The sequence below is a fragment of the Arthrobacter monumenti genome (genome assembly GCF_054511255.1).
This window is the reverse complement of the sequence record NZ_JBTNCY010000004.1, coordinates 80649-93049: the sequence shown is the minus strand read 5'-3', so window position 1 is coordinate 93049 and position 12401 is coordinate 80649. Positions and strand designations below refer to the sequence as shown.

Below are 12401 nucleotides of genomic sequence, written 5' to 3'. Positions count from 1 at the left end.
ACGACGTCGAAAGCGATCAGCGTGCGTCACCGGCACTGGCTGCCGGCTGCCGCTGGTCCAGCCCGGTAACCTCCGCCAGCAGTTCGTATGACCGCAGCCAGGCGTCTGTGGTCTTCGTCTGGCTCGCCACAATCAGTTCGTCCGCCTGGGCATGCTTGGCGAAGCCGTCGATGTACTCCTTGACGTCGCCGGGAGTTCCAACAGCCGAATATTTCATCATTTGCAGGACCTGCTGCCCGGCCGGCGCTTCCAGAATCATGTCCGCCTCGTCGTCGGTGAAGGTGCGTCCCCGGCCCACGAGCTGGGTCACCCGGCGCCTCTTGGTGGCGAGGAACTGCTTCTGCGCTTCCTCGTCGGTGTCGGCTGCGATGACGTTGACGCCTGCGATGACGTACGGCTCTTCCAGTTGAGCCGAAGGCTGGAAGTCCCTTCGGTACACCGCCACTGCGTCCTGCAAGGCGTTGGGCGCAAAATGCGACGCGAAGGAATAGGGCAACCCGAGGGCGGCGGCGAGTTTGGCGCCGAACAACGAGGAGCCGAGGATGTAGAGCGGCACGTTGGTGCCCCTTCCCGGGATCGCGTCCACGCCCTTGATCAGGGATTCACCGGCGAGGTAGCCCTGCAGCTCCTGCACATCCTGCGGAAAGCTTTCGGCCGACGACGGATCCCGCCTCAGCGCCCGCATCGTGTTCTGGTCGCTGCCCGGCGCACGGCCGAGGCCAAGGTCGATGCGTCCTGGATGCAGGGTTTCCAGGGTTCCGAACTGCTCGGCGATGGTCAGCGGTGCGTGATTCGGAAGCATCACGCCACCGGCGCCAAGGCGGATCGACTTCGTCTGGCTGGCGATATGGCCGATCAACACACTGGTGGCGGACGAAGCGATCGTCGACATGTTGTGGTGCTCGGCGTACCAGATCCGCCGGTAGCCCCAGTCCTCGGCGTGCTGCGCAAGGGAGACGCTGGCGGCGAAGCTGTCCCGGGCGGTGACACCTTCGCCAATGTGTGCGAGGTCGAGGATGGAGAGTGGAACTGTCACGGGGATAAGCCTTTCGCAGCGGTTATCGGAGCAAGCATCACTGTTTTGATTGCCCGGGGTTACCGGGTGCAACCTCCGGTCGGCTCCCGTTATTTCAAGGTGCCCGATCCGCCGTCGAAATTCGTTGTTTTCCGTTCCCTATTTGAGACCTATGACCATATCCAGCGCGGCCTGTTCGGACGTAATATTAAGGCGCTGGTAGGGCGCCAGATGCGCCGTATCAACGGGCCGGACAATGCCCGGCCGAATTGGTCCTACTCACCAATTAGGAGGGGGAAATGACTACGGCATCCCATGGTGCATCCGGTATGCATATGACGCGCGGCCATGTAAGAAATGCCGCGATCGGAACCGGCGTAGTGTTTCTGCTTTTAGGCGTCCTGGGATTCATCCCGGGCATCACGACCCAGTACGGCGAAATGGCATTCGCATCTGGTTCGGAGGCGCTGCTTCTGGGCGCAATCCAAGTATCGATGCTGCTTAACATCGTCTACCTGCTCGTCGGAGCGGCAGGCGTGGCGATGAGCAAGAGCGCGACGATGGCGCGTGACTTCCTCCTCGGCAGCGGCGCACTGTTCCTCCTGTTGTGGATCTACGGACTGGTCATCGACCTGGCCACGGGAGCGAACTTCCTGTCATTCAACGCGGCCACCAACTGGCTCCATCTGGTGCTCGGTGTCGTCGCGGGCGGCCTGGGCATTGCCTACATGGCACGCCACCGCGGAGGTGACGCAACTGATCACGCATAGTCGCACCACCTGAGTTCTTCATTCCACAGCATTTGCCTTGTGCGGAACGTGTCCACACAAGGCAAATGCTCTTAACCGTCAGACAACCTGCGGGAAGCCGAGGTCGATTTCGGAGGTGGAGGGATCCGGCCAGCGGGTGGTAACAACCTTGCTGCGGGTGTAGAAGCGGATGCTGTCCGGGCCATACATATGCGTATCGCCGAACAGCGAGCTCTTCCAGCCGCCGAAGGAGAACGAACCAACCGGGACCGGGATGGGCACATTGACGCCGACCATTCCCGCCTCGATCTCAAACTCGAACTGCCGTGCCGCGCCGCCGTCGCGGGTGAAGATCGCGACGCCGTTGCCGAACTCGTTCTCATTGGTGAGCTGGACGGCGTCGTTGAAAGTTTCCACCCGGACGACGGATAAGACGGGGCCGAAAATCTCGTCGTCGTACACCTTCATGCCGGGCTTGACGTGGTCGACCAGGCTGACGCCGGTGAAGAAGCCGTCCGAATCGAACTTCTGCTGGCTGCCATCCACCACCACGGTGGCGCCTTCGTCCGCTGCGCCGGCAACGTACTCCGCCACCTTGTCGCGGTGTTCGGCGGTGATGAGCGGGCCCATTTGCGAAGCGGGATCCGTGCCGGGGCCGATCTTGAGCGTGGCCATCCGCTCCTTGATGGCAGCGACCAGGTCATCGGCAATATTGCCGACGGCGACGAGCACGCTGACCGCCATGCACCGCTCCCCGGCGGAACCGTAGGCCGCGGAGATGGCAGCGTCGGCCGCCATCGCCAGGTCCGCATCGGGCAGGACCACCATGTGGTTTTTCGCACCTCCGAGGGCCTGGACGCGCTTGCCCCGTTCGCTGGCGCGCTGGTAGATCGACTTGGCAATCGGCGTCGAACCGACGAAGCTCACGGCCTTGACCTGCGGATCCTCCAACAGCACATCGACGGCTTCCTTATCCCCATGCACCACGTTCAGGACGCCGTCGGGCAGTCCCGCCTCGGAGAAGATTTCCGCAATGAACACCGCCGACGACGGATCCTTCTCGCTCGGCTTGAGCAGCACGGTGTTGCCACAGGCGAGCGCACTGCCGATCATCCACAATGGCACCATCGCCGGGAAGTTGAACGGGGTGATACAGGCGACGACGCCGACTGGCTGGCGGACGGAGTGCACATCAATTCCGCCGGAGACCTGCTCGGAGTATTCACCCTTGAGCATGTGGGACAGGCCGGTGGCGAATTCGATGTTTTCCAGCCCGCGGGTGATCTCGCCTTCGGCGTCGGAGAGGACCTTGCCGTGCTCGCTGGTGAGGATTGCCGCCAGTTCGGCCTTGCGCTCGTTCATCAGTTCGCGGACGCGGAAGAAGATGTTGGTGCGCTTGGCGAGGCTGGTGGCGCGCCATCCGGGAAGCGCCGCGCGGGCTGCTTCGATGGCCTCTTCGACCCGGGCGCCGGAGGCGAGCGCGACTTCCTTCTCCTGTTGGCCGGTGGCGGGATTGAAGACCGGGCCGAAGCGCTCGGCGTCGGCAACCTTGCGGCCGTTGATGTAATGCGGAATGCGTTCCATGAAGATACTTCCAGTCTGTAATAAGGGTTAGTTGGCCTGGTTCAGGGACTCGTCGACCAGCTTGATGATCTGCGAGCAGTCCTTACCCGCCTGGCCGGAATCGATCAGGCGCTGGAACAGCTGCTGGACGTGCTCGCCGATCTCCAGTGGAGTATCCGTTTCCTTTGCCGCGGCGATGGCGAGGTTGATGTCCTTATTGGCCAGTTCGGCGGTGAAGGTTGGCGCGAAGTCGTTGTTGGAGGCCGCGGTGGGAACAACGCCTGGCACCGGGTACCAGGTGCGCAGCGCCCAGCTGTCGCCTGACGAAACCGAGGCGATGTCCCAGAAGACCTGCTTGTCCAGTCCGAGCCGGTCCGCGAGCACGGCGCCCTCGGCTGTGGCGGCCAGGTTAATGAACAACATCAGGTTGTTGCAGATCTTGGCGGCCTGGCCGGTGGTGGCAGCACCGGTGGCGATGATGTTGCCGGACATCGGTTCGATGAACGCGCTCGCGTCCCGCACCGCGCCGTCCTCCCCACCAACCATGAAGGTCAGCGTGCCGGCCTGGGCGCCGCTCATTCCGCCGGAAACGGGTGCATCAACAAAGCGGAAGCCTGCCGCAGCGGCGGCGTCGTGCAGCGCCCGGGCGGATTCGACGTCGATAGTTGAGGAATCCACCAGCAGAGTGCCGGTTGCTGCATGCGCCAGCACACCATCCGCCTCAAGGTAGACCGTGCGGGCATGGTCGCCCTTCGGCAGCATGGTGAAGACCACGTCCGCCCCGCTCACCGCGTCGGCGATGCTGGCCACCGGCTTGACCCCGCCAGCCTCAGCTGCGGCGACCGCCTGGGGGTTAAGGTCAAAGCCGCGGACGTCATGTCCCGCCTTGACCATGTTCGCCGACATGGGGCCGCCCATGTTGCCCAGACCGATCCATCCAACTACAGCCATAACGTAAGCTCCCTCGCTTATTTGTGTTGCCATACGGCGTTCTTTGCTATGACCACCATCACAGGCTGTTACAGTGCAATCAAGGGAAAAATTCACAGAGGCTATGTGCATCCATGCACACAATCGGGGTGGCGAAGAGTGGACTCGAAACGGTTTCCAAGTCCGGATGATCTGCTCATCCTGTTAACCGTGGCGCGGCTGGGGCGGTTCAACGCCGTGGCCGAGGCATTAGGCACCACGCACACCACGATTTCGCGCCGGATCCTCGCTCTGGACAAGCAGTTGGGTGGCCGGACACTGGAGCGCAGTCCGCATGGCTGGGAGCTGACCGGGCTCGGCAGCCAGGCGGTCAGCGCGGCAGAAGCGATCGAGTCCACCCTGGGCTCGCTGACCAACAGCATGACCCAGGACGGAGACAAACTATCCGGATTGGTGCGGATCAGCACGGTCGACGGATTCGGCGCTGAGTTCGTTACGCCTGCCTTGGTGCGGCTGCAGCAGCAGAACCCCAAACTTCACGTGGAGATGTTCAGTGCCACCCGGAAGGTCAGCCAGAACCGGTCAGGCGTCGACCTCGAAGTGGTGGTGGGGCCGGCGAACGTTACCAACGCGCGGGCCATCTTCCTGACCAACTACTTCCTGCGGCTCTACGCCAGCTCTCAATACATTGCGGCGGAAGGCGCACCGGCCACGCTCGACGACGTCAAGCACCATGGATTTGTCAGTTACGTGGAATCGGCACTGCAGGTGAACGAACTGGGCCACGGTTCCTCGCAGCTTCCGATCCCGAAGGTCAGCTTCCAGGCGACCAGCATTTTCGCCCAGGTCGAGGCCGTGCGCGCGCACGCCGGCATCGGGCTGCTGCCCAACTTCATAGTGCAAGGCAAACCGGACTTGGTTCCGGTGCTGCGCGACGACTTTCAGCGTCAACTGCCGATCTGGGCTGTGGCGCGGCCGGAGTCGCTGCGCTCGGTGCTGGTGCGCGCCGTCATCGAGGCCATCCAGGAGGAAGTGGCGGACCGGCAGGCTGTGCTGACAGCCTGACAGCTGAGACGGCCGGGTGAGACGGCTGGACGATCGACGGTGTCGGCCGCGCTGGCAGGGATAGCTCAGGCCTGGAACAGACGCCGCACCACGTGACCGGCGGACAGGGCATCAAGGCCCTCATTGATGTCGGCGAGCGGTTTCGTGTCCGAATGGAGCAGCTCGACCGGAAGTTTTCCATCCCGCCAGTACTGCAGGTACAACGGAATGTCGCGACCGGGAACGGCATCGCCCATGTAGGAACCGAGCAGGCGCTTACCGGCGCCGGCAAACTGCAGGGCCGGCACGGTCAGCTCGGCGGAAGGATGCGGCAGCCCGACGGAGACGACGGCGCCGCCCCGGGTTACCAGATCCAGGCAGGAGGCGATGACACCTGCCGAACCCACAGCCTCGACCGCCACATCGACGCCGTCGCCGGTGGCACGGGCAATGAGTTGGGCGGCGTCGTCGGGCGTTCCAACTTCTGTGGCGCCACAGTCGAGAGCCAGCTGATGCTTGCCTGTATTCGGGTCGATGGCGATGACGGCGCTTGCCCCCGCCAGCGATGCCGCCATGACGGAAGAGAGTCCGACGGCGCCTAGCCCGAAGACCACCACCGACTGGCCGGATTCGACGGCGGCCGTGTTGAGTACAGCCCCCATTCCGGTGAGGACAGCGCAACCGAACATCGCGCCCACGGTGTCGGGGACGTCGTCGTCAATCACCACCGCCGATTCCCGGGCCACCACGGCATAGTCGGCGAAGGCGGACACACCAAGGTGATGGTTAATCCGCTCCCCCGCTCCGGTCTTCAGCAAAGCTCCGCCATGAAGAAGGTCGCCGGATCCGTTGGTCTCCGCCGCCCGGTGGCACAAGGCGGGCCGTCCCGCCGAGCAGGCCCGGCAGTGGCCGCAGCTCGGAACGAACACCAGGATCACATGGTCGCCCACTTCGACGTCGTCGACGCGCTCCCCGACGGTGACGACCCGCCCGACAGCCTCATGCCCAAGCGCCATCGGCAGTGGCCGGACGCGGGTGCCGTCCACCACCGACAGGTCCGAATGGCAGAGGCTGGAGTAGGTGATGGAAACTCCCAGCTCGCCCGCGCGTGGCTCCGGCCGGTCCAGGTCTTCGAGCACCAGCGGCCGAGCTTCGGCGTAGTTGGTCCCGGCGGGAACGGTCGAGTGCAGGACGGCGGCGCGCATAGTGCTTCCTTCGTGTGAAAAACGGGTGCCCGGGCAGACTATGCGTCCGTCCGGGCACCCTGTGGGGGTTTGTTACTTCTTGGCGGCGGCCAGCAGGTCTGCCGTGCCCTTGGCATCGGCCGCATCAATGTCGTGCAGTGAGACGCCGCGGGTTTCCTTCAGGGTCAGGACCGCAATGGCGGTGATGATGCAGGCACCCATCAGGTACAGCGCCACCGGCGTGGAGGACCCGAACTCGTCCAGCAGCGCGGTCGCGATAATCGGCGCCAGCGAACCGGCGACGATGGACGTCACCTGATAGCCCAGCGAGACACCGGAGTAGCGCATCCGGGTGGGGAACATTTCGGCCATGATCGACGGCTGACCGGCATACATCAGTGCGTGGAACAGCAAGCCGATGGTGATGGCGACCAGGATGACGAAGTCATTGGCGGTATCCATCATCGGGAAGGCGAAGAAGCCCCAGGTTCCACCCAGAATGGCTCCGGACAGGTACACCGGGCGGCGGCCGAAGCGGTCGGTCATCTTGCCGACCATCGGCACCGCACAGAAGTGGATCACGTGGGCCAGGAGCAGCAGGAGCAGGATCCGGGAGGTATCGGTGCCGACGACGACGGCCAGATAGGTGATCGAGAAGGTCACCACCAGGTAATACAAGATGTTCTCCGCGAACCGCAGTGCCATGGCGGTGAAGACACCGCGCGGGTAGCGGCGGAAGACCTCGGCAACACCGTAGCCCTTGTTCTCCTCTTTAACTTCCTTGCGGGATTCGAGGAAGATGGGTGCGTCCTGGACCTTGGTACGGATGTAGTAACCGATGATCACGATGACGGCGGAGAGCCAGAACGCAACGCGCCAGCCCCAGCTGAGGAATGCCTCGTCGGAGAGAGTCGCGGAGAGTGCGAACAGCACACCGGTCGCCAGCAGGTTACCCAATGGCACAGCAGACTGCGGCCAGCTGGCCCAGAATCCGCGGGACTTGCTCGGGCTGTGCTCGGCTACGAGCAGCACTGCGCCGCCCCATTCGCCACCCACGGCGAAGCCCTGGACGAAACGGAGGATGACCAACAGCGCCGGAGCCCAGTAGCCGATTGACCCAAAGGTCGGCAGGCAGCCCATCAGGAAGGTGGCGACACCGACCATGATGATGCTGACCTGCAGTAGCTGCTTGCGGCCAAACTTGTCTCCAAAGTGGCCAAAGACGATGCCGCCGATGGGCCGGGCGACAAAGCCGACCGCGTAGGTGAGGAATGCGGCCAGGATGCCGTCCAGTTCCGATTCAGCACCAGGGAAGAACAATCCACCGAACACCAACGTGGCGGCCGCCGCGTAGAGGAAGAACTCGTACCACTCAACGACCGTACCGGCCATCGAAGCCGCGACGACTTTCCTTAGCCCGGAGGATTTGGGGTCCTGATCCTCCCTCTGCGTCGGCGTCAAATTCCCTGTACTCATCTGGAACTCCTTCAGTGTCTTCGCTGACACGGTGCGAACGGTTGGAACATAATTCTGTGACAGGCACCACAAAGCGCGCCCCCTCGAGTATGTCCGCACCTGAGAGCCAGCTCAAGTTCCATTCATGCAGAGCGCATCTGCAGAAATGCACAGTGGAAATCGCTTAGCAGGCGAGCCGGGCACAAAGGGCACAACCGTTCCGCGCGGGTCCTACCTGTCCACGGTCTACCCGGCTACCGGCCTACGAATCCTCGTCGGTAGGACGTTCTCCAAGCTCGATTTCCACGCCCAGGCTTCCCCCATTGCGGATCACTTGAGCTTCGACGGTATCGCCGGGATTGAGTTGGCGCAGTGCGGCCAACAGATCCTCGGAGTTCTCGAGTGGTTCGCCGTTCAGGGACACGAGCAGATCGCCGGGCTCAATGCCCGCTTCCGCTGCCGGGGTTCCTGCGCCCACCGAAAGGACCACCACGCCGGATTCCTGCTCCACACCCAGTTGCTCAGCGATCTGCGGCGTGAGCGTCCGCGGGACCAGGCCCAGGTAAGCGTGCTCGGCTGAGCCGTCCTCGATGAGTTCCTCGGCAACTTCGACGGCGGTGGCAGCCGGGATGGCGAATCCGAGCGAAACGGCGCCGCTCTGCGGCGGAATGTAAGCCTCGCTGATACCGACCACCTCACCTTGGCCGTTGACGACGGCGCCGCCGGAGTTCCCGGGGCTGATGGCGGCGTCAGTCTGGATCAGGTCGACCAACGACTGGCTGTTGGTCGCCGAACCCGGGATTTCACGGTGCAGACCGGAGATGATGCCGGCACTGGCGCTGTTCTCAAAGCCCAGGGGGCTGCCGATCACGACGGCGAGTTCACCGACCTCGGGCAGATCTGTCTGGAAATCCGCGGCGGGGAGATTGTTGCGGTCCGCTTGGACCAGAGCCAGGTCGGTGACCGGGTCGGTGGCGACAACCAGTCCCGCCACCCGCTGGCCGTCGGCGAAACCAATCTCCACATCCCGGGCGTCCCCGACCACATGCTCATTGGTCAGGATCAGTCCGTCGTTGCTGTAGATGACGCCGCTGCCGAGGCCGCTTTCGGTGAAGATGGTGACCACCGAGGGCTGCACCTCATCGATAATCCCCGGGATGTCGGCGAAACCGATTTCGTCGCTCGTTGGGGTAGGTGTCGGTGTGGGAGTCGGCGAGGCTTCAGCAGTGCTTGATTCAGGTGCCGGGCTTGGCGAGGGCTCCGGGTCCTCTCCGGTGCAGCCAGTCAAGGCCAGCGCCGCCACCGCTCCAGTCGCGGCCAAAGAACGAAACCGGTGGGGGGCACGGCCTGCTGAATCGGATTTGCTCACTGCTGACTCCTTTGTCCGGCCTCTGGCAGTTCTGTATTGAGCTGCCTGCCGGGTCGAGGGTTTTGCGGCGGTTCACGGTGAAGTCGTCTCCCCGGGAAAGGAAGACGGTTTCGCTTCATTCTTGCCTACTTGGTATCCGATTTATAGCGGAAACCAGCTCCTTGTCGGAATTGTGACTCGCCCGCAACGCATCGGAGTAGCGTTGGAACTGTTTCGCGAGGGCAGGAGGGCGCAATGTCCGGATCGGTTGAAAGTACTGATGTGCTCATTGTCGGTGCCGGGCCGACTGGGCTGACGCTGGCAAACTGGCTGACCAAACTCGACATCAACTGTGTGCTGGTCGATTCGAAGAGTGGGCCAACACGGGAATCGCGCGCCCTCGGCGTGCAGGCGAGGACCATGGAGATCTACGACCAGCTCGGCATCGCATCCGAAGTGGTTCGGGACAGCGAAATCGCAGAAGGCATCGCTCCGGGGTATGAAACCAAACCATTCGGCTATGTCCGCTTCCTGTCCCTCGGCGCCGGCAGCACTCCGTATCCGCACATCTACATCTTCGAACAGAGCCGGAACGAGGAACTTCTCAGCGGGCACCTGCAAAAACTGGGCTCCGGCGTTCGTTGGGAACAGCGGATCACAGCGTTGCAGGATGAGGTGATGGACGACGGCGGCACAGGAGTAATCGCCACAGTCGAGGGCCCCGGCGGCCGGGCCGGCATCCGCGCACAGTACTGCGTCGGCACCGACGGCACGTCATCGGCCGTGCGGAAACTGCGGGAGATACCTTTCGAAGGCCGCACCAACCAGCACACCTTCTACGTGGCCGACGCGCACGGCGTGACCGGACTTTTGCCGGCGTCGATCAATCTGCGGTTCGGTGCTGAATACATGTTGCTGGGATTTCCGATGGGTCCAGGCGGACATAACCGGTTGCTCGGCATTGTCCGGCAGCAGCCCGGGCGGGAGGACGATGAACCCGTCGAATCATCTGTCCGCCCGATGCTGCGGCGCGTTTTCGGCGTGAGCTATGAGTCGTCGTCGTGGTTTTCCACCTACCGCGTGCACCACCGGGTGGCTGCCAATTTCCGCGATGGGCCGGTGTTCCTGGCCGGGGACGCCGCGCACGTGCACTCCCCCGTGGGCGCGCAGGGGATGAACACCGGACTGCAGGACGCGCATAATCTCGCCTTCAAACTCGCGGCGGTACTCAAGGGCGAAGCGCCGGATTCCTATCTGGACCGCTATGCCGCGGAGCGCCGGCCGGTCGCGCTGCGGCTGACCCGCACCACCGACCGCGTCTTCGGCGCCGTCACCTCGGACAACTTCTTCCTCCGCCAGGCGCGGCGTTTCCTGCTGCCGCTGGCCGCTCCAGTCGGCATCCGGGTGATACCCCGGCTGAGAGGTGGATCCCGGCTCTTCGAATACGTTTCGCAGGTGCGCATCCACTACTGGATGAGCGAGCGGGCGCGCGAGGATGCACGCGGCCGCCGGGGACGCGTCGTCGGACGCCGCCTGCCGTGGACCGGACAGAATTTCGAAGCGCTGAGGGCTGCCCGCTGGCAGGCCCACGTGTATGGGGACATCAATGCCGGCCGGCTGGAAGCACTCCGTTCCGAGCTCGACGTCGAAGTCCTCACCTTCCCGGCCAGTCCGCGGAAAGGGCTGGCCGACGGCAAGGTATTCCTCATCCGGCCGGACGGCTTTGTCGTCGCGGAAGCCTTCGCCGACCAAGCTGCGGCGGCCTTCCAGGAGGCGATCCGGGTGCACGTCGGCACCGCAGATTAACGCCGGTTGGCAGGCCGGCACCGCAAGATAGCGACGGCTGGCAGGGCGACACCGCGGAAAAGAGACAGCCGGCTGATCAGACCGCCGAATACCCGCCATCGATCAGCATGTTCTCTCCGGTGACCATGCCGGCGTCGTCGCTGGCCAGATAAGCGATCATGGCGGCCACCTCTGCCGGCTGGGCGAATCGGCCGGCCGGAATTAGCTGCTTCATCGCCTCGCCTTTCTCCCCCGCCCACGCCTTCTTGCCCAGCGCGGTTTCGACGACGGTCGGCGAAACCGCGTTGACGGTCACCCCGCGACCCGCCCACTCCATGGCCAATACGCGGGTCATGCCAACAATCCCGGCCTTGCTCGCGCAGTAGGCTACGTGCTGGTCCAGGCCGACCACACTCGCCTGGGACGCCAGGTTGATGATCCGGCCATAGCCCCGCTCAGTCATGGCACGTCCGGCCGCCTGAGCCATGGTGAAGCTGGCCGTGAGGTTGATGGCAATCGTTGCGTCCCACTTGTCCCGGGGGAGATCCACCGCCTTGTCCAGTAATGCCACACCGGCTGAATTGATCAGGATGTCCACCGGACCGGCTGCCTCAATCGCCTCGGCAACAACTTCCTCCGCCGCACCATCGGCGGTCAGGTCCTTTTGTATACCGTGATGGTCTCCGCCCGGCAGCGCGCACATGGTTCCGTGCACCGAATCCGCCATATCCACCCCGATAATGCGGGCACCCCTATCAGCGAAGTACTGCGCGACCGCATTGCCGATGCCGCTGGCAGCGCCTGTGATGACTGCTGTGCGTCCGTCGAAATTGTTGCTCATTAGTCCACCTCGTAGCTGCGGATGGCGTCCACCTTGGCGGCGGAGGCGCTGGACTCATCGAACGTATAGGTCAGCCACTCGGACTCGAGTCTCCGCGCCAGTTCGAGCCCGATGACCCGCTCACCCAGGCACAGCACCTGCGCATTATTGCTGAGCACCGCCCGTTCCACAGAGTACGGATCGTGGGCGGTCACGGCACGGATACCCTTGACCTTATTGGCCGAGATGGCGACACCGAGCCCGGTCCCGCACACCAGTAATGCCCGGTCGGCTTTGCCTTCAGCCACCATCCGGGCGGCGTCGACGGCGATATGCGGATAGTCGGTTTGGCCGTTCTCATCCACGCCGGAGTCAAAGACCTCGGAAACGAGCTCATTGGCCTCAAGGTCGGCCTTCAGCGCTTCCTTGTAACTAAGGCCGGCACTATCGCCACCGACCACGATTTTCATTGCCATCTCATCAATCCTTTCCGGTACAAATTCTTCTG

The 12401-nt window shown here is 63.6% G+C and carries 11 protein-coding genes; 3 read left to right on the top strand and 8 right to left on the bottom strand.

Annotation, left to right across the window (positions count from 1 at the left end; all coding sequences use genetic code 11):
* Nucleotides 1-16: 16 nt before the first annotated feature.
* On the bottom strand, nucleotides 17-1036 hold the full coding sequence (locus ACX80B_RS07035; protein ID WP_459294496.1) for an LLM class flavin-dependent oxidoreductase: 1020 nt from the start codon (nucleotides 1034-1036) through the stop codon (nucleotides 17-19).
* 278 nt (nucleotides 1037-1314) lie between these two features.
* Between ACX80B_RS07035 and ACX80B_RS07030 the strand changes: the two genes are divergently transcribed.
* Complete coding sequence (locus tag ACX80B_RS07030) at nucleotides 1315-1785, top strand: DUF4383 domain-containing protein (protein ID WP_459294494.1); 471 nt, start codon at nucleotides 1315-1317, stop codon at nucleotides 1783-1785.
* A gap of 78 nt (nucleotides 1786-1863) precedes the next feature.
* Here ACX80B_RS07030 and ACX80B_RS07025 read toward each other — a convergent pair whose 3' ends face one another.
* Nucleotides 1864-3348, bottom strand: coding sequence for a CoA-acylating methylmalonate-semialdehyde dehydrogenase (locus ACX80B_RS07025; protein WP_459294492.1), 1485 nt, complete (start codon nucleotides 3346-3348; stop codon nucleotides 1864-1866).
* A gap of 27 nt (nucleotides 3349-3375) precedes the next feature.
* A complete protein-coding gene (mmsB, locus tag ACX80B_RS07020) occupies nucleotides 3376-4278 on the bottom strand; it encodes a 3-hydroxyisobutyrate dehydrogenase (protein WP_459294490.1) in 903 nt (300 codons plus the stop codon).
* Nucleotides 4279-4416: 138 nt separating this feature from the next.
* Here mmsB and ACX80B_RS07015 point away from each other — a divergent pair, with 138 nt between their 5' ends.
* Nucleotides 4417-5322: a LysR family transcriptional regulator gene (locus tag ACX80B_RS07015; protein ID WP_459294488.1), complete on the top strand. Its 906-nt coding sequence runs from the start codon at nucleotides 4417-4419 to the stop codon at nucleotides 5320-5322.
* A gap of 65 nt (nucleotides 5323-5387) precedes the next feature.
* Here the strand turns inward: ACX80B_RS07015 and ACX80B_RS07010 are convergent, their stop codons facing one another.
* From ACX80B_RS07010 to ACX80B_RS07000, 3 genes are all read right to left on the bottom strand, one after another.
* A complete protein-coding gene (locus ACX80B_RS07010) occupies nucleotides 5388-6506 on the bottom strand; it encodes a zinc-dependent alcohol dehydrogenase family protein (protein ID WP_459294486.1) in 1119 nt (372 codons plus the stop codon).
* Between the two features lie 72 nt (nucleotides 6507-6578).
* On the bottom strand, nucleotides 6579-7961 hold the full coding sequence (locus tag ACX80B_RS07005) for an MFS transporter (RefSeq protein ID WP_459294484.1): 1383 nt from the start codon (nucleotides 7959-7961) through the stop codon (nucleotides 6579-6581).
* 241 nt (nucleotides 7962-8202) lie between these two features.
* On the bottom strand, nucleotides 8203-9309 hold the full coding sequence (locus tag ACX80B_RS07000; RefSeq protein WP_459294482.1) for a S1C family serine protease: 1107 nt from the start codon (nucleotides 9307-9309) through the stop codon (nucleotides 8203-8205).
* 234 nt (nucleotides 9310-9543) lie between these two features.
* Between ACX80B_RS07000 and ACX80B_RS06995 the strand changes: the two genes are divergently transcribed.
* The gene (locus ACX80B_RS06995; protein ID WP_459294480.1) at nucleotides 9544-11094 is read left to right on the top strand and encodes an FAD-dependent monooxygenase; all 1551 of its coding nucleotides are present in this window, start codon (nucleotides 9544-9546) and stop codon (nucleotides 11092-11094) included.
* Nucleotides 11095-11170: 76 nt separating this feature from the next.
* On the opposite strand, the gene ACX80B_RS06990 is transcribed toward ACX80B_RS06995, so the two are convergent.
* Together ACX80B_RS06990 and ACX80B_RS06985 are read right to left on the bottom strand one after the other, a co-directional pair.
* On the bottom strand, nucleotides 11171-11914 hold the full coding sequence (locus ACX80B_RS06990; RefSeq protein ID WP_459294478.1) for a GolD/DthD family dehydrogenase: 744 nt from the start codon (nucleotides 11912-11914) through the stop codon (nucleotides 11171-11173).
* Nucleotides 11914-12369, bottom strand: a complete 456-nt coding sequence (locus tag ACX80B_RS06985) for a ribose-5-phosphate isomerase (RefSeq protein WP_459294476.1) — start codon at nucleotides 12367-12369, stop codon at nucleotides 11914-11916. Before ACX80B_RS06985 ends, ACX80B_RS06990 begins: the two co-directional genes overlap by 1 nt.
* Nucleotides 12370-12401 lie beyond the last annotated feature (32 nt).

Coding starts and splice junctions, on each gene's coding strand:
- mmsB (WP_459294490.1), bottom strand. CDS start 4,278: ATGGCTGTAGTTGGATGGATCGGTCTGGGCAACATGGGCGGCCCCATG.
- ACX80B_RS07025 (WP_459294492.1), bottom strand. CDS start 3,348: ATGGAACGCATTCCGCATTACATCAACGGCCGCAAGGTTGCCGACGCC.
- ACX80B_RS06990 (WP_459294478.1), bottom strand. CDS start 11,914: ATGAGCAACAATTTCGACGGACGCACAGCAGTCATCACAGGCGCTGCC.
- ACX80B_RS06985 (WP_459294476.1), bottom strand. CDS start 12,369: ATGGCAATGAAAATCGTGGTCGGTGGCGATAGTGCCGGCCTTAGTTAC.
- ACX80B_RS07010 (WP_459294486.1), bottom strand. CDS start 6,506: ATGCGCGCCGCCGTCCTGCACTCGACCGTTCCCGCCGGGACCAACTAC.
- ACX80B_RS06995 (WP_459294480.1), top strand. CDS start 9,544: ATGTCCGGATCGGTTGAAAGTACTGATGTGCTCATTGTCGGTGCCGGG.
- ACX80B_RS07005 (WP_459294484.1), bottom strand. CDS start 7,961: ATGAGTACAGGGAATTTGACGCCGACGCAGAGGGAGGATCAGGACCCC.
- ACX80B_RS07030 (WP_459294494.1), top strand. CDS start 1,315: ATGACTACGGCATCCCATGGTGCATCCGGTATGCATATGACGCGCGGC.